Origin of the sequence: Polaromonas sp. YR568, assembly GCF_943369415.1 — a bacterium.
Lineage (GTDB): Bacteria > Pseudomonadota > Gammaproteobacteria > Burkholderiales > Burkholderiaceae_C > Polaromonas.
In genome coordinates, this window is record NZ_CALRNF020000005.1 from 62348 (window position 1) to 79460 (window position 17113).

The window sequence follows — 17113 nt, forward strand, 5'->3', positions numbered from 1 at the left end:
TCGCCGATTCTTTATGCAACCAGATTTGTCCCTAAGGCTGAGGCCGGCTGGGGCTCGGCGGCGTCCCCCGGCGGCTGCATGGTGTGCGCGTTATTGCCCCGGCGCAGGCGCTCGCGGCTGTTGGACAGGTGCGTGCGCATCGCAGCGCGCGCGGCCTCGGCATCCTGGCTGCGGATGGCGTTGTAAATGCTTTCGTGCTCGCTGTTGACGCGCTGCAGGTAGTTGAAGCGGCCCTCGGGCGCGCTGTGCGCCGTGTTCACGCGCGTGCGCGGGATGATCATGGTGCCCAGGTAGGTCATCAGGTCGGCGAAGTGCCGGTTGCCGGTGGAGCGCGCCACTTCCATGTGGAACTGGAAGTCGGGCGGCACGGCGTCGGAGTCCAGGCTGATGGAGTCGTGGAAGGCGCGCAGGGCCTTTTCCATGGCGATGAGGTTTTCCGGCGTCCGCCTCTGGGCGGCCAGGCCGGCGGCCTCGGTTTCCAGGCTGATGCGCAGCTCCAGCACCGAGATCACGTCAGCCACGGTGGCGAAGTCCCCGGCCGTGATCTTGAAGTTGCCGGCGTCCTGCGGCTGCAGCACAAAAGTGCCTATGCCGTGCCGGGTTTCCACCAGGCCCGAGGCCTGCAGCTTGGACAGGGACTCGCGCACCACCGTGCGGCTGACGTCGAAGCGGGCCATGATTTCGGCCTCGGTGGGAAGTTTTTCGCCCGGTTGCAAGCGGCCTTCGCGGATGCTGCCGGCCAGGCTTTCGACGATCTCGCCCACCAGTCCGCGAGGCCGGCGCACGCGCAGCGGTTCCTCGTGAAAGGCAGGCGTAAGGCCTGCTTCCGGGCGACTAGGGGTTTTCCTTGATTCCATTAAAAAACCATTGACAAGCTAGGGGGCGAAACCGAGAATTCCGAGTCATCAGACAACCTATGACTGATGCATTTGTAGGTTGACTTTAACAAACTCCAAAAAAAAGTCCAGTGTTTGTCGGCGTTTATGACGGCACTGGACGCAGATCCAAAAAATGACGATCAAAGTACATGAAAAGCTGTTGTTGACCGGTGCGGCCGGCGGTTTGGGCAAGGCCTTGCGCGAGCGCCTGAAGGCCAATTGCTCAGTGCTCCGCCTGTCGGACGTGCAGCCCTTCGGCGATGCCGCGGCCGGCGAAGAAGTGGTGCTGGCCGACCTGGCGGATTCCGCCGCGGTGCACACCATGGTCGCGGGCGTGGACGCCATCGTCCACCTGGGCGGCGTCTCGGTGGAAGGGCCTTTCGGCCCCATCCTGCAGGCCAACATCCTGGGCGCTTACAACTTGTATGAAGCGGCGCGCAAGCACGGCGTCAAGCGCATCGTCTTCGCCAGCTCCAACCACGTCACCGGCTTTTACCGCCAGGACCAGACCATCAACGCCGACCATCCGCCTCGCCCCGACGGCATGTACGGCCTGTCCAAGGCTTTCGGTGAAGACCTGTCGCGCCTGTACTTCGACCGCTACGGCATCGAGACCGCCTGCGTGCGCATCGGCTCCTCCTTCGCCGAACCCAAGGACCGCCGCATGCTGGCCACCTGGCTGAGCTTTGACGACCTGCACCGCCTGATCACCGCCTGCCTCACGACGCCGGTGCTGGGCCACAGCATCGTCTTCGGCATGTCCGACAACGCCGTGACCTGGTGGGACAACAGCCGCGCGCGCCATATCGGCTACGTGCCCAAGGACAGCTCCGACATCTTCCGCGAGGCGGTCTACGCCCGCACGCCGGCGCCCGACCTCAAGGACCCGGTTGCCCAGTACCAGGGCGGCGGTTTTGTCGTGGCCGGCCCCTTCGGCGACTGAGCGGCATCCATATATATGAGTGACGTTCAAGCCGAACTGGTTCTCGATGCGCGCAACGGCGTGGGTGAAAGCCCCGTCTGGGACGCCGCCGAGCAGGCGCTGTACTGGGTGGACATTCCCGCGCGCAGGCTGTGCCGCTGGAGCGTGGCCGACGCCGCATTGACCGAATGGCTGGCGCCCGAAATGCTCGCCTGCATAGGCCGCCTGGGTGCGAAGGACTGGATTGCAGGCGCCGAGAGCGGCGTGTTCCGCGTGGGCCCACAGGCCGGCGGCGAACTTGGCTTTCACCGGCTTGCAAGCGTGACCCATGCGCAGGCGGGCATGCGTTTTAACGACGGCCGCTGCGACCGGCAAGGTCGCTTCCTGGCCGGCACGATGCAGATGAACATGGCGGCAGGCGCGCGCGTCGGCAGCATCTACAGCTACCAGGGCAACGGCCTCAAGGTGCTGCTCGAAGGTTTCATCACGCCCAACGGCATGGCCTTCAGCCCGGACGGCCGCACCATGTACCTGTCCGACTCCCACCCTTCGGTGCAGTCGGTCTGGGCCTTTGACTACGACACCCAAACCGGCATCCCGTCGAACCGCCGCCTCTTCGTCGACATGAACCCGTTGCCCGGGCGGCCCGACGGCGCGGCCGTCGATGCCGACGGCTGCTACTGGATCTGCGGCAACGACGCCGGCCTCATTCACCGCTTCACGCCCGCCGGCAAGCTGGACCGCTCGCTGGCCGTGCCCGTGAAGAAGCCCGCCATGTGCGCCTTCGGCGGCGCCGGGCTGGACACCCTGTTCGTGACATCGATACGCCCCGAGGGTGTCGACCTGTTCGACCAGCCGCTGGCCGGCGGCGTGTTCGCGCTGCGCCCCGGCGTGCGCGGGCTGCCCGAAGCCGCATGCCTGTATTAGAAGCCAGAAGTTTCCGCTACCTGTTTCCGTTACCCCGTTTCCAGTTTCCCGCTACCCGCTTTCCACCACCAACCTTAGAGGATGAGACATGAAGATCAAAAAAACACTGTTCGCCGTCACCGCCGCCCTGGCCATGACGCCGCTGGCAAGTTTTGCCACGGAATTCCGTTCCGCCGACATCCACCCTGACGACTACCCCACCGTGACGGCCGTCAAGTTCATGGGCGAGCGCCTCAAGGCCTTGTCCGGCGGCAAGCACAGCATCAAGGTGTTCAACAACAGCTCGCTGGGCCAGGAAAAAGACACCATCGAGCAGACCAAGATCGGCGCCTTGTCCATGGTGCGCGTCAACATCGCGCCGATGAACAACATCTGCGCTGAAACGCAAGTGCCGACCATGCCTTTCCTGTTCAACTCGGTGGACCACCTGCACAAGGTGCTGGACGGCCCGATCGGCGAGGAAATCCTGAAGTCCTGCGAAAAGCAGGGCTTCGTGGGCCTGGCTTACTACGACAGCGGCGCGCGTTCCATGTTCACCGGCAAGAAGGCGATCCGCAGCTTCGCCGACATGAAGGGCGTGAAAGTTCGCGTTCAGCAGTCCGACCTGTGGGTTTCCATGCTGGAAGCCATGGGTGCCAACGCCACCCCTATGCCCATGGGCGAGGTCTACACGGGCCTGAAGACCGGCGTGATCGACGCGGCTGAAAACAACTACCCCACGTATGAGAGCGCTCGCCTCTTCGAAGTCGCCAAGTTCTACACCAAGACCGAGCACTCGATGGCGCCTGAAATGCTGCTGTTCTCCAAGAAAGTCTGGGACACCCTGTCTGCACAAGAGCAGGGCTGGATCCGCCAGGCCGCCAAGGAGTCCGTGCCTTACATGCGCAAGCAGTGGGCCGAGCGCGAAATCAAGTCGCTGGCGACCGTGAAAGCCGGCGGCGCCGAGATCATCGACGTCGACAAAAAGCCTTTCCAGGCCGCGATGAAACCCGTCTATGACAAGTTCATCACCGACGCCAACCTGAAGCGCCTCGTCAAGGCCGTTCAGGACACCAAGTAAGCTGAAACCCGGCGCCGGCCCGCTGCAGCAGCGGGGCCGGCGTTCCCCACGGCAACCTCTGCCACTCATTCGTTTTTTCAAGGCCGGGCCCCGCGCATCCGGACCCTCATATGTACACAAAAATTTGCCGCACGCTCGCCCGGGCCTGCATGTGGCTGGGCATCCTCGGACTGGTCGCGGTGATCTGCGCCGTGAGCTGGCAGGTGTTCGGCCGCTATGTCTTGAACAACACACCGACCTGGGCTGAAAGCCTGGCGCTGTTGCTGGTGCTTTACGTCACCATGTTCGGCGTGGCCGTGGGTGTGCGTGATGCCGGCCACATCGGCCTCGAATCCATGCTGGTGCTGGCCCCCGACTGGCTGCGCCTGAAGATGGAATACCTGATTCATGCCCTGGTGATGCTCTTCGGCGCCGCCATGGCCTACAACTGCGCGCTGCTGGCCAACTCGGTCTGGAGCTACCGCCTGCCCACCCTCTGGATTTCCGAGGGCTGGCGTTATGTGCCCGCGACCATCGCCGGCGTCCTCATTGTGATGTTCTGCATCGAACACATCATCGCGCTCGCCAAGGGCCAAGAAGTCGAACCGGCCTGGGGTTGAACAAATTATGACTATTCCACTTCTTATTCTCTGCATCTCCTTCACGCTGTTCCTGCTGCTCGGCGTGCCGGTGGCGTTTTCGATCGGCCTGTCCGCACTGGCCACGCTGCTGTATGAAGGCCTGCCGCTGGCGGTCGGCTTCCAGCAGATGACCTCCGGCATGGGGATTTTTTCCTTCCTCGCCATTCCGTTTTTCATCTTCGCCGGTGAGCTGATGCTCTACGGCGGTATAGCCGACCGCATCGTGAACCTGGCCCGCAACCTGGTCGGCCACGTGCGCGGCGGCCTGGGCATGTCCAACGTGGTGGCCTGCACCCTGTTCGGCGGCGTGTCCGGCTCCCCGGTGGCCGACGTGTCCGCCATGGGCGCCGTGATGATCCCGATGATGAAGAAAGAGGGCTACCACGCCGACTACGCCGTCAACGTGACGACGCACGCGGCCCTGGTGGGCGCACTGATGCCGACCAGCCACAACCTGATCATCTATTCGCTGGCAGCCGGCGGCAAGGTGTCTATCGCGGCGCTGATTCTCGCGGCCCTCGTGCCCGCGGCCATCCTGACCATCTGCAACCTGGCAGCGGCCTACCTGGTCGCCGTCAAGCGCGGCTATCCCGCCGGTACATTCCCCGGTTGGTCCATCGTGGCGCGCTCCTTCGCCGCCGCCTTGCCGGGCCTCTTCATCGTGGTGCTGATCCTGGGCGGCATTTTGTCCGGCGTGTTCACCGCGACCGAGTCGGCCGCCGTGGCCGTGCTGTATGCGCTGGCGCTGACGATCTTCCTGTACCGCACGCTCAAGTGGGAACACTTCATCAAGGCCGCCTCCAAGGCGGTCAAGACCACCGGCGTGATCCTGCTGCTGATCGGCATCTCCAGCACCTTCGGTTACCTGATCAGCCTGTACGGCGTGGCGGAACTGACCGGCCAGATGCTGTCGCAGATCAGCAGCACACCGTGGGTGATCTTCCTGCTGATCAACATCATCCTGTTCGTGCTGGGCACCTTCCTGGACATGGCCGCGACGATTCTGCTGTGCACGCCGATTTTCCTGCCGATCGCCCAGCACTACGGCATGAGCTCCGTGCAGTTCGGCATCGTGCTGCTGATCAACTGCGCGCTGGGCCTGAACACGCCGCCCGTGGGCACCACCCAGTTCGTGGGATGCGCCATCGGCGGGGTTTCCGTGGGCACCGTGATGCGCACCATCTGGCCCTTCTACGGCGCGCTGATTTTCGCGCTGGCACTGGTCACCTTCATCCCCGCGTTCTCCATGTGGCTGCCTAGCCTGTACATGGTGGTCGGTAAATAAAGCCAAGGACGCACACCAGCATGGCCGCACCGCTTCACATCCGCATGCACCCTCGCGACAACGTCGCGATCGTCGCCAACGACGGGGGCTTGCCCGAAGGCGCCACCTTCGAGGGCGGCCTGCGGCTGGTGGAGCGTGTGCCCCAGGGGCACAAGGTCGCGCTGGTGGACTTGCCCAAGGGCAGTGCGGTGCTGCGCTACAACGTGCCCATCGGCTATGCGCTGAAAGACATTCCCGCCGGCAGCTGGGTGCATGAGCGCCTGCTGGAAATGCCCGACGCGCGCACCCTGGACAACCTGCCCAAGGCAACGGTGCGGCCCGAGCCGTTGCCGGCGCTCGAAGGCTATACCTTCGAGGGCTTCCGCAACCCGGACGGTTCCGTGGGCAGCCGCAACATCCTGGCCATCACCACCACGGTGCAGTGCGTGGCCGGCGTGGTGGACTTCGCCGTGCAGCGCATCAAGGCCGAGCTGCTGCCGCGCTTCCCCAACGTGGACGACGTGGTGGGGCTGGAACACACCTACGGCTGCGGCGTGGCGATCGACGCGCCCGACGCGATCATCCCGATACGCACCCTGCGCAACATCAGCCTGAACCCCAACTTCGGCGGTGAAGTCATGGTGGTGAGCCTGGGCTGCGAAAAGCTTCAGCCTGAGCGCCTGTTGCCGCCGGGCACCATACAGATCATCGACGAGCGCAACGTGGCCGACGTGGGCACCAGCGCCGAAGCCGTGCTGGACGTGGTCTGCCTGCAGTCCGAGAACCACGTCGGTTTCATGTCCATGATCGATTCCATCATGGACACCGCCTTGCTGCACCTGGAGCGGCTCAACGCGCGCAAGCGCGAGACCGTGCCCGCCAGCGAACTGGTGGTGGGCGTGCAGTGCGGCGGCAGCGACGCGTTTTCCGGCGTCACGGCGAACCCGGCGGTGGGCTTTGCCACCGACCTGCTGGTGCGCGCCGGCGCGACGGTGATGTTCTCTGAAACCACCGAAGTACGCGACGGAATCGACCAGCTGACCTCGCGGGCCAGTACGCCGGAAGTGGCCGACGCCATGATCCGCGAAATGGCCTGGTACGACGCCTACCTCAAAAAGGGGCAAGTGGACCGCAGCGCCAACACCACGCCGGGCAACAAAAAGGGCGGCTTGTCCAACATCGTCGAAAAGGCCATGGGCTCCATCGTCAAGTCCGGCAGCGCGCCCATCAGCGGTGTGCTGTCGCCCGGCGAGAAGGTCAAGCAAAAGGGCCTGATCTACGCTGCGACGCCGGCCAGCGACTTTATCTGCGGCACGCTGCAACTGGCCGCTGGCATCAACATCCACGTGTTCACCACCGGCCGCGGCACGCCTTACGGCCTGGCCGAAGTGCCGGTGATCAAGGTGGCCACGCGCAGCGACCTGGCGCGGCGCTGGCACGACCTGATGGACATCAACGCCGGCCGCATCGCCGACGGCGATGCCAGCATTGAAGACGTCGGCTGGGAGCTGTTCCAGTTCATGCTGGAAGTTGCCAGCGGACGCAAGAAGACCTGGGCCGAACACTGGAAGCTGCACAACGCGCTGGTGCTGTTCAACCCGGCGCCCATCACCTGATCCACTTATAGGCACAAGGAGACATCATGATGCAACGCCGCACCCTGCTCACTACCGCGCTGGCCGCCATGGCCGGCGGCCTGTCAACGCTTCCCGCCTTCGCGCAGGGGACCTGGCCCACCGGCAAGCCGATCACCTACCTGGTGCCCTTTCCCGCGGGCGGCACCACCGACGTGCTGGGCCGGCTGATCGGGCAAAAGCTCGGCACGGTGCTGGGCACCAACATCATCGTCGACAACAAGCCCGGGGCGGGCGGCAGTGTCGGCTCGGAAGTCGGTTCTCGCGCCGCGCCTGACGGCTTCACACTGGTGGGCGGCACGGTCAGCTCGCATGCGATCAACGTCAGCCTCTATCCGAAAATCGGCTACGACCCCGTCAAGTCCTTTGCGCCCATCACGCTGATCGGCACCAACCCGCTGGTGCTGGTGGTCAACCAAGCCAGCCCCTACAAGACGCTGAAGGACGTGATCGAAGCCAGCAAGAGCAAGGCCGGCGGCCTGTCCTCAGCCTCGGCGGGCACGGGCACCTCGCAACACCTCTCGCTCGAATTGCTGGCTTTCCGGTCCGGCGTAAAGTTCACGCACATCCCCTACAAAGGCAGCGGCCCCGCCATCCAGGACGTGATAGGCGGGCAGGTGGACATGATGTTCGACACCACCGTGGTGGCGGCGCCGCACATCCAGAGCGGCAAGCTGCGCGCCATCGCGGTGACCTCCGCCAGCCGGCTGGCCTCCTTGCCCGACGTGCCGACGGTGGCCGAATCCGGCTTGCCGGGCCTGGCCAATTTTGAAGTGCTCTCGTGGCAGGCGATTTTTGTGCCGGCCGGCACACCCGCTCCCGTCATCGACCGCCTGCACACCGAGATAGGCCGCATCCTGGCCGAGCCCGAGATGCAGGGAAAACTCAAGGGCTTCGGCATGGAGCCGGCCAACATGACGACGGCCCAGATCGCCGCCTTCCAGCGCGCCGAAGTCGCCAAGTGGGCGCAGGTCATCAAGGCGGCGAACATCAAGGCCGATTGACGCATCCGGCCGGCCCTTGCGCCGGCCCGCAAACCGAATTCAAACAGAGACTGCAAAAGCAAACACCATGACACAAGCCACTCCCTACCAATCATTTCCCAACAGCTTCAAGCGCGACCTGCTCGCCGGAAAAAAGCTGATCGGCTGCTGGTCGTCGCTGGCCAACGCCATCACCACCGAAGTGCTGGGCGTTGCCGGCTTCGACTGGATACTGCTGGACGGCGAGCATTCGCCCAACGACGTGGGCACCTTCATTCCCCAGCTGATGGCGCTGAAAGACAGTCCGAGCGCGCCCTTCGTGCGGCCCACCAGCAACAACGAGGTCGAGATCAAGCGCCTGCTTGACGCCGGCTTCTACAACTTCCTCGTGCCTTTCGTGGAAAGCGCCGACGAAGCGCGCCGCGCCGTTGCCGCCACGCGCTACCCGCCGCAGGGCGTTCGCGGCGTGTCGGTGTCGCAGCGCAGCAACCGCTACGGCACGGTGCCCGAGTACTTCAAGGGCATCAACGACCAGATCTGCGTCGCGGTGCAGATCGAAAGCAGCGCCGGCGTCGCGGCCGCGCGCGCGATTGCCGAAATCGACGGCGTGGACTGCATTTTTGTGGGCCCCTCGGACCTGGCGGCGGGCCTTGGCCACCTGGGCAACGCGGGCCATCCCGACGTGCAGAAAGCCATTGCCGGCGTGTTCGCCGATGCAAAAGCCTGCGGCAAGCCCACGGGCATCCTGGCGCCGGTGGAAGCCGACGCGCGGCGCTACATGGAAATGGGCGCCACCTTTGTGGCGGTGGGAAGCGACCTCGGCGTGTTCCGCTCCGCCACCCAAGCCCTGCACGACCGTTACCGCGCCTGATGCGCCTGATACGCGAATTCTGAATTCTTTTTCACCGAAATTTTGACTGGAGTATTTCAATGAGCAAGCTTGGATTTATCGGCCTCGGGATCATGGGCAACCCCATGGCGGCGCACCTGATCGCGGCGGGGCACGAAGTTTTCATGACTACCCTGGGCAAGGTGCCCGCGGAGCTGTTGACCGGCAAGGGCAAGGCCTGCGATTCCATCACCGACGTGGTCAAGCAGGCGGACATCATTTTCCTGATGCTGCCCGACACGCCCGACGTGGCCAAGGTGCTGTTCGGCGAAGGCGGCGTTTCCTTCGCGCTGACCAAGGGCAAGACCGTGGTCGACATGAGCTCCATCTCTCCGATGGACACGAAAGAATTCGCCAAGAAGATCAACGCCCTGGGCTGCGACTACCTCGACGCCCCGGTGTCGGGCGGCGAAGTCGGCGCCAAGGCGGCCAGCCTCACCATCATGGTGGGCGGCCCGCAAGCAGCCTTCGACCTCGTCAAGCCGCTGTTCGAGCTGATGGGCAAGAACATCACGCTGGTGGGCGGCAACGGCGACGGCCAGACCTGCAAGGTGGCCAACCAGATCATCGTGGCGCTGAACATCGCGGCCGTGGGTGAAGCCCTGCTGTTCGCCAGCAAGGCCGGCGCCGACCCGGCCAAGGTGCGCCAGGCGCTGATGGGCGGCTTTGCGTCCTCGCGCATCCTGGAAGTGCACGGCGAGCGCATGATCAAGCGCACCTTCGCGCCGGGTTTCCGCATCGGCCTGCACCAGAAGGATTTGAACCTGGCGCTCAGCGGCGCGCGCACCCTGGGCCTGGCCCTGCCGCAAACGGCGGGCGCCGCCCAGCTGATGCAGGCCTGCGCCGCCAACGGCATGCAGGACCTGGACCACTCCGCGCTGGTGCGGGCACTGGAGCTGCTGGGCAACCACGAAGTGGCGAAGTCGCCGGCATAAACGGTATACCCAACCAGGCGTGCACGAGGAGCCCGCAGAGGCTCCCGGCGCAGCGGTCAATGTGGCCGGGTTTTTAAGAACGTTCAGGAGACAGACATGGCTATCAATCGACGGGAACTTATCGCGGCTTCTTTGGCCCTGGGTGCTGGCGCCGCAAGCGGCACCGCGAACGCCCAGGCCGCATGGCCATCCAAACCGATACGCCTGGTGGTGCCTTACCCGCCGGGCGGTTCCTCGGACATCATCGCGCGCGCCATTGCGCAGCCTTTGTCCGAAGCGCTCAAGCAGTCGGTCATCGTTGACAACAAGGCCGGCGCCAACGGCAACCTGGGCGCCGACATCGTCGCCAAGTCCGCGCCCGACGGCTACACGCTGCTGCTGTGCGACACCGGCGCGCTGGCGATCAGTCCTTCGGTCTACACCAAGCTGGCCTTTGACCCCTCGAAAGACCTGCGCGGCGTCACCATGCTGGCGTATTCGCCGCACCTGCTGGTGGTGCATCCTTCGGTGCCCGTGAGCAACCTCAAGGAGCTCGTGGCCTTGTCGCAGAAGTCCAACCTGAACTTCGCGGTGACGGCCATGGGCAGCGCGCCGCACCTGGCCGGCGTGGCCGTGGAGCGCGCCAGCAAGGCCAGGTGGCAGTACATCCCCTACAAGGGCGGCTCACAGGCGGTCACCGACACGATCGCCGGGCAGACCCAGGTGCTGATGAACGGCATGCTGGCCACGCTGCCGTTTGTGCAGAGCGGCAAGCTCAAGATCCTGGGCGTGTCCAAGCGCACGCGCATGCCGCTGATCGGCGACGTGCCGACGCTGGCCGAGCAGGGCATCACCGATTTCGAGTCCGGCACCTGGCAGGGCCTGCTGGTCGCCAACGGCACGCCGGCGGCCGTCATCAACCGCCTGAACACCGAACTGATCAAGATCATCCGCAGCCCGGACATACGCGCCAAGCTGTCGGGGCAGGGCGCCGAAGTGGTGACCATGGCGCCGGCGCAGCAGGACGCATTCTTCAACCAGGAACGCAACCGCTGGGCCAAGGTTGTTGCAGATGCGAACATCAAGCTCGACTGAATAAGCCTTGCGTGAATTAATGGTGATATCGCCGGATATTTTTTGATCCCGGCGAATCATCCGTGTGAATATCCGTGCGGGGATTTAACACTGATCAACCCGAGCCGGTCCGTCAGAGGCGGCCGTTTCGCGCCTATCCAGGAGACAAGAAATGCGTACATCCATCAAGGGGCTCTTATGCCTCTCCTTCGCGCTATGCGCGGGCACCGCGATGGCCCAGGCCAAGCTGCGGGCCTGGAACATCCACCCCGACGGCTACCCGGTGTCCGAAGCCATGAAGAGCTTCGCCGAGCAGGTCGCCAAGAGCACCGGCGGCCGCTACAACATCGAGATATTCAACAACGCCTCGCTGGGCGACCAGCCCAAGGCTGTGCAGATGCTCAAGAGCGGCGAGGTCGACGTGGCCGAGTTCAGCTCGGGCCCGCTGTCCGACGCCGTGCCCGGCATCAAGGTGCTGAACCTGCCCTTCCTGTTCACCGATTCCGCCCACATGTTCCGCCACTTGGACGGCAAGCTGGGCGAGCGCTTCGCGGCCAACCTGAAGGCCGCGGGCTTTGTCGTGCTGGGCTGGTATGACGGCGGCGGCCGCTCGTTTTACTGCGTCAAGCCTGTAAACAACCTGCGCGACCTGGCGGGCACCAATATCCGCGTGCAGCAGTCCGAAATCTATATCGAGATGGTCAAGCTGCTGGAAGCCAAGCCGGTGGCCTTGCCCTTCAAGGACGTGCTGGACGCGCTGCAGCAAGGCAAGGTCGACTGCGCCGAGAACAACTTGCCGTCGTATGAATCCACCGGCCACTACAAGGTGGCCAAGAACGTGTACGTGACCAACCATGTGATCTCGCCCGAAGCGCTGGTCGTCTCGACCAAGCTCTGGGACAGGCTCAGCAAGGAAGACAAGGCCGCATTCACCGAGGCCGGCGCCAAGTCCGCCATCCTGATGCGTGAGCTGTGGAACAAGCGCGTGGCCGCGGCCCTGGAAACCACCACCAAACAGGGCTCGCAGTTCGTCAAGGTCAAGGACGTATCGCCCATGGTCAGGCGCATGGGGCCGCTGTACGGCAAGTACATGGCCGACCCCACCACGCGTGAAGAACTGTTGACGATTATTTCCCAGTGAGCATCCCGGACGCTTCCCTGCTGCTGGACCCGGCGCGCTTTGCGCGCGAGATCGACGGCAAGCCCGTGAGGCTGTTCATGCTGCGCAACCGCCGGGGCATGGCGGTGTGCGTGACCAACTACGGCGCCAAGATCGAGCAGGTGCTGGTGCCTGATCGCAAGGGAAATTTCGACGATGTGGTGCTCGGCTACGAGAGCATCGAAGGCGTGGTCGGCGGCGCGCCTTCCGTCGGCGCGTTTATCGGGCGTTATGCCGGGCGCATAGAGAACGCGCGCTTCATGCTGGGCGGAATCGAACACCAGCTGGCCGCCAACAACGGCCCGCACTGCCTGCACGGCGGCTTGAGGGGTTCGCGCTTCCAGGTATTTGACGCGGTGCAAAACAACCCCTCCAGCGTGGAGATGCGCTACGTGTTTGCCGACGGGGAAGAAGGTTTCCCCGGAACGCTGGCCTTGCGCCTGATGTACAGCGTGACGGAGGACAACGAGCTGGTGCTCGATTACGAAGCCGTGGCATTGGACACGCCTACCGTGGCCAATTTCACCACGCATGCTTTCTTCAATCTTGAAGGATTGAAGAGCATGCAAAGCGGCAACGCGCTGGGGCATGAAGTCATGATCCGCGCGAACCGCTACTTCGAGATGACGGCTGAGCTGACCGCCACGGGAAAATTGCTGCCGGTGGAAGGAACGCCCTTTGATTTCCGGCAACCGGTTGTGCTGGATACGCGCGTGCGCAATCCGCTCGCCGCGGGCGATGTCGCCGGCTACGACGACTGCTTTGCGATAGACCATCCTGCAGCCGGTGAGCTGGCGCTGTGTGCGCGCGTGAGCGCGCCGGCCAGCGGACGCGTGATGGAAGTCTGGTCGACCGAACCGACCATGCAGTTTTACACCGGCATGCTGGCCGGTGAGCCCCTGGCCGGCGGGCCGGGCAAGGGCGGCAGGCGCTATGTGCAGCAGCAAAGCCTGTGCTTTGAGCCGCAAGGCTATCCGAACGCGCCCAATGTGCCGGCCTTTCCTTCGGCTGTTTATGAACCTGGCCAGGGCCGCCAGGGCCGCACGCTGTACCGCTTCAGCATTTCCCCATAAACAAGTTCGCGTGTCAGAATGCTCCGGCAACAAGCAGGAGCCAAGCATGCGAAGCTGGAAATGGGTAGGGATGGTGGGGCTGGTCTGGGCGGCACAACTGGCCGGCGTGTCCGCATGGGCGCAGCAGCCCGAGCGCGTGCCGCCGCAAATCATCAAGCTGCCCCTGCTGATCGACGGCAAACAATTCGAAGTCGTCACGCATCTCTACAAGCCCGAGGGCCCAGGCCCGTTTCCACTGGTGATTTTTTCCCATGGGCGGGCCCCGTCGCGGGTCGACAGGGCCAGGCTTGAATACCCGGTGCTGGTGGGCCACGCGAACTACTGGCTGCGCAAAGGCGTGGCCGTGATCGCCGCGGTGCGGCCGGGCTACGGGGAGACCGGCGGCGCCGACAGGGAGGATTCCGGCACCCGCTGGAGCGGCAAGGTCTGCACCGGCGACCCCGACTTCGCGCGCGTGGCCAGCCATGCCGGCCAGACGGTGGTTGCGCTGCACCAATGGGCGCTGCAGCAGCCCTGGGTGCGCAGGGACAGGGTGCTGCTGGAAGGGCAGTCGGTGGGCGGCATGACCACGGTGTCGGTCGCCGCGCTCAACCTGCCGGGCGTCGTCGGCGCCGTCAATTTCGCGGGCGGCTCCGGCGGCAACCCCGAGGCTTCACCGACCAAAAGCTGCGGGCCCGAGAACCTGCGCAAGACCTATGGTGAACTCGGCAGGCTGGTCAAGGTTCCCAACCTGTGGCTGTATGCCGAGAACGACCAGTTCTGGGGCGACGAGGCGCCGCGTGGATGGCACGAGGCCTTCCGGGCCGGCGGCAGCGACACGCAGTTCGTCCAGACCGGCCCCGTGCCGGGGCATGACGGGCATTCGCTGCTGACCTACGGCGGCAAGATGTGGTCGGTGCCGCTGGATGCTTTTGTGCGCAAGGTGGGGCTGACGGCCCCCTGAGCTTGCTTCGGACGTAAAAAAGCCCGGCGCCTTGCGGGGCCGGGCTTTTGAGGAGCAAGCGCTTTTTACAGCGTGTCGATAAAGCTGCGCAGCTTGTCCGAACGCGAAGGGTGCTTGAGCTTGCGCAGCGCCTTGGCTTCGATCTGGCGGATGCGCTCGCGCGTCACGTCGAACTGCTTGCCGACTTCTTCCAGCGTGTGGTCGGTGGACATTTCGATACCGAAACGCATGCGCAGCACCTTGGCTTCGCGCGGCGTCAGGCTGTCGAGGATGTCCTTGACCACGTCGCGCAGGCCGGCCTGCATCGCGGCTTCCAGCGGCGCGGTGTTGGCGCTGTCTTCGATGAAGTCGCCCAGGTGCGAGTCGTCGTCGTCGCCGATGGGCGTTTCCATGGAGATCGGCTCTTTGGCGATCTTCATGATCTTGCGGATCTTGTCTTCCGGAATCTCCATCTTGGCGGCCAGGATGCTGGCGTCCGGCTCGAAGCCGAATTCCTGCAAGTGCTGGCGCGACAGGCGGTTCATCTTGTTGATGGTTTCGATCATGTGCACCGGGATGCGGATGGTCCGCGCCTGGTCGGCGATGGAGCGCGTGATCGCCTGGCGAATCCACCAGGTGGCATAGGTCGAGAACTTGTAGCCGCGGCGGTATTCGAACTTGTCGACCGCTTTCATCAGGCCGATGTTGCCTTCCTGGATCAAGTCGAGGAACTGCAGGCCGCGGTTGGTGTACTTTTTCGCGATGGAGATCACCAGGCGCAAATTGGCCTCGATCATCTCTTTCTTGGCGTCGCGCGAGTTGGACTCGCCCTCGTTCATGCGCTTGTTGATGTCCTTGAGCTGGGCCAGCGGTACCACCACGCGGGCCTGCAGTTCGCCCAGCTTGGTCTGCAGTTCCTGGATGGGCGGCACGTTGCGGGCCATGACGACGGACCAGGGCTTGCCGGCGGCGACCTGTTTTTCAACCCATTTCAGGTTCAGCAGGTTGGGCGGGAAGTCCTTGATGAAGACTTCCTGCGGCATGCCGCATTTCTCGACGATGATGCGGCGCAGTTCGCGCTCTTTCTTGCGCACGTCCAGCACCTGGCCGCGCAGCATGTCGCAGAGCTTTTCGATGGTCTTGGCGGTGAAGCGCACGGTCATCAGCTCGTCGCTCAGGGCTTTTTGCGACTTCACGTAAGTGGGCGTGCCGTAGCCTTCCTTGTCGTAGGTCTTGTGCACCTTCTCGAACAGGGTGGCGATCTTGTCGAAGCGGCTGAGCGCTTCCTTCTTGAGTTCTTCGAGCTTTTTGGTCAGGGCCTTGGAGCCGCCCTTGCCGTCGTCGTCGTCTTCCTCATCGAATTCGTCGAAGTCTTCCTCGGCTACATAGTCGTCGGCCTCGTTGGGGTTGGAAAAACCGTCGACCACGGTGGAAATGACGATCTTGCCTTCGCGGATTTCTTCGCCCAGGCGCATGATTTCAGCGATGGTGGCGGGGCTTTCCGAGATGGCTTCCATCATCTTCATGAGGCCGCCCTCGATGCGCTTGGCGATTTCGATTTCACCTTCGCGCGTGAGCAGTTCGACCGTGCCCATTTCACGCATGTACATGCGGACGGGGTCGGTGGTGCGGCCGAATTCGCTGTCGACGGTGGAGAGCGCCGCTTCGGCTTCTTCTTCGGCTTCCTCTTCGGTCGCGACCGTGGGGCCGGTGTTGTTCAGCAGCAGGGTTTCGGCGTCGGGGGCCTGCTCGTACACGGCCACGCCCATGTCGTTGAGCATGTTGACCACGACTTCCAGCGTTTCAGCGTCGACCAGCTTGTCGGGAAGGTGGTCGGAGATTTCGCCGTGCGTGAGGTAGCCGCGGGTTTTGCCGAGCTTGATCAGGGTCTTCAGGCGCAGGCGGCGCTTGAGCATGTCTTCTTCGGAGAGGACGGTTTCGTCCAGGCCGAATTCCTTCATCAGCGCGCGTTCCTTCGCCTTGCTGATCTTCATGCGCAGCGGCTTGACCTTCTCGGTCGTTTCCGCAACGGGCTCGCCGACCAGGTCGTCCTCAATGTCGGACATGTCGAGGTCTTCGCCGTCCTTGGGGGCTGCGCTGGCGCTCTTGGGCTTGCGGCCGCGCTTGGCGCCGGTGGTGGCGGCAGGCGTGCTGCCGTCGGCCGCCGGGTTCTTGGGCGGGCGGCCGGGTTTCTTTTTCACGGGCACGTCGGTGACGGCGGCGGCAAGGGGCTTGGCTTCGGGGGTGGACTTGGTCGGCACGGCGGGGGCTTTCTTCAGGGGCAAATCGGAAATCGCGGATTTCGCGGTTTTCAGGGTGGCTTTGCTCACCAGGGCATTGGGTTTGCTGGGTTTAACAGATATGGCGTGTTTTCCCGGCTTTTCAACCTTGCCGCCCTTGGCGGCAGGCTTTGCGGCGGCTTTGGCCGCTGCTTTGACTGGAGGCTTGCCCACGGGCCGCGCGGCGGCTTTGGGCGCTGCCTTGGCTTTGGGCTTTGCGGCGGCTTTGGGCTGCGCGCTTTGCGGTTTCTTGGACGTGCTCGGCTTCGTTGGCTTGGCAGTAGGCATGGAACCTCCAGTTGTCGGGAATTGTTTTAAATATCTATCAGCTACCAGTAAACAAAAATGCGCCTTGGCGCCTGTACAAAGCACAGGCACGGTGACAAGGATTCAGAGTCAGGAACGAGAGGGCGGAAAAACAGGCCGGGCAATGCCGGAGGCATCGTCGGTTTATTTTTCCGGGCAAGCTGTTTGGGCGAACATTTGGTGTGCAGTCCTTGCGGAATTCCCTGGGG

At 63.9% G+C, this 17113-nt stretch carries 15 protein-coding genes; 13 read left to right on the forward strand and 2 right to left on the reverse strand.

The window, feature by feature from the left end:
* Positions 1-11: 11 nt before the first annotated feature.
* The gene (locus tag ACLV74_RS05070) at positions 12-857 is read right to left on the reverse strand and encodes a FadR/GntR family transcriptional regulator (protein WP_411878293.1); all 846 of its coding nucleotides are present in this window, start codon (positions 855-857) and stop codon (positions 12-14) included.
* A gap of 154 nt (positions 858-1011) precedes the next feature.
* Between ACLV74_RS05070 and ACLV74_RS05075 the strand changes: the two genes are divergently transcribed.
* The 13 genes from ACLV74_RS05075 (at position 1012) to ACLV74_RS05135 (ending at position 14340) form a co-directional block, all read left to right on the forward strand.
* Positions 1012-1821 (forward strand): NAD-dependent epimerase/dehydratase family protein, encoded by an 810-nt coding sequence (locus ACLV74_RS05075; protein ID WP_411878294.1) that lies wholly within the window; start codon positions 1012-1014, stop codon positions 1819-1821.
* Between the two features lie 15 nt (positions 1822-1836).
* Positions 1837-2727 carry an SMP-30/gluconolactonase/LRE family protein gene (locus ACLV74_RS05080; protein ID WP_411878295.1) on the forward strand — a complete coding sequence of 297 codons (891 nt, stop codon included), beginning with the start codon at positions 1837-1839 and terminating at the stop codon, positions 2725-2727.
* An 88-nt stretch (positions 2728-2815) separates the two neighbouring features.
* Entirely contained in the window at positions 2816-3787 is a 972-nt protein-coding gene (locus ACLV74_RS05085; RefSeq protein WP_411878296.1) for a TRAP transporter substrate-binding protein, read from the forward strand.
* Between the two features lie 110 nt (positions 3788-3897).
* A complete protein-coding gene (locus ACLV74_RS05090; protein ID WP_411878297.1) occupies positions 3898-4386 on the forward strand; it encodes a TRAP transporter small permease in 489 nt (162 codons plus the stop codon).
* Positions 4387-4393: 7 nt separating this feature from the next.
* Positions 4394-5692, forward strand: coding sequence for a TRAP transporter large permease (locus ACLV74_RS05095; RefSeq protein WP_411878298.1), 1299 nt, complete (start codon positions 4394-4396; stop codon positions 5690-5692).
* 20 nt (positions 5693-5712) lie between these two features.
* Positions 5713-7287 carry a galactarate dehydratase gene (gene garD, locus ACLV74_RS05100; RefSeq protein ID WP_411878299.1) on the forward strand — a complete coding sequence of 525 codons (1575 nt, stop codon included), beginning with the start codon at positions 5713-5715 and terminating at the stop codon, positions 7285-7287.
* A 29-nt stretch (positions 7288-7316) separates the two neighbouring features.
* Positions 7317-8309 carry a Bug family tripartite tricarboxylate transporter substrate binding protein gene (locus ACLV74_RS05105; RefSeq protein WP_411878415.1) on the forward strand — a complete coding sequence of 331 codons (993 nt, stop codon included), beginning with the start codon at positions 7317-7319 and terminating at the stop codon, positions 8307-8309.
* A gap of 67 nt (positions 8310-8376) precedes the next feature.
* A complete protein-coding gene (garL, locus tag ACLV74_RS05110) occupies positions 8377-9159 on the forward strand; it encodes a 2-dehydro-3-deoxyglucarate aldolase (protein WP_411878300.1) in 783 nt (260 codons plus the stop codon).
* 59 nt (positions 9160-9218) lie between these two features.
* Positions 9219-10112: a 2-hydroxy-3-oxopropionate reductase gene (gene glxR / locus ACLV74_RS05115; protein ID WP_411878301.1), complete on the forward strand. Its 894-nt coding sequence runs from the start codon at positions 9219-9221 to the stop codon at positions 10110-10112.
* Between the two features lie 96 nt (positions 10113-10208).
* Complete coding sequence (locus ACLV74_RS05120; RefSeq protein WP_411878302.1) at positions 10209-11186, forward strand: Bug family tripartite tricarboxylate transporter substrate binding protein; 978 nt, start codon at positions 10209-10211, stop codon at positions 11184-11186.
* A gap of 151 nt (positions 11187-11337) precedes the next feature.
* Entirely contained in the window at positions 11338-12306 is a 969-nt protein-coding gene (locus ACLV74_RS05125; RefSeq protein WP_411878303.1) for a TRAP transporter substrate-binding protein, read from the forward strand.
* On the forward strand, positions 12303-13397 hold the full coding sequence (locus ACLV74_RS05130) for an aldose epimerase family protein (RefSeq protein WP_411878304.1): 1095 nt from the start codon (positions 12303-12305) through the stop codon (positions 13395-13397). Before ACLV74_RS05125 ends, ACLV74_RS05130 begins: the two co-directional genes overlap by 4 nt.
* A gap of 46 nt (positions 13398-13443) precedes the next feature.
* Complete coding sequence (locus ACLV74_RS05135) at positions 13444-14340, forward strand: dienelactone hydrolase family protein (RefSeq protein WP_411878305.1); 897 nt, start codon at positions 13444-13446, stop codon at positions 14338-14340.
* Between the two features lie 65 nt (positions 14341-14405).
* Here the strand turns inward: ACLV74_RS05135 and rpoD are convergent, their stop codons facing one another.
* Entirely contained in the window at positions 14406-16886 is a 2481-nt protein-coding gene (gene rpoD / locus ACLV74_RS05140) for an RNA polymerase sigma factor RpoD (RefSeq protein WP_411878306.1), read from the reverse strand.
* Between the last annotated feature and the right edge of the window lie 227 nt (positions 16887-17113).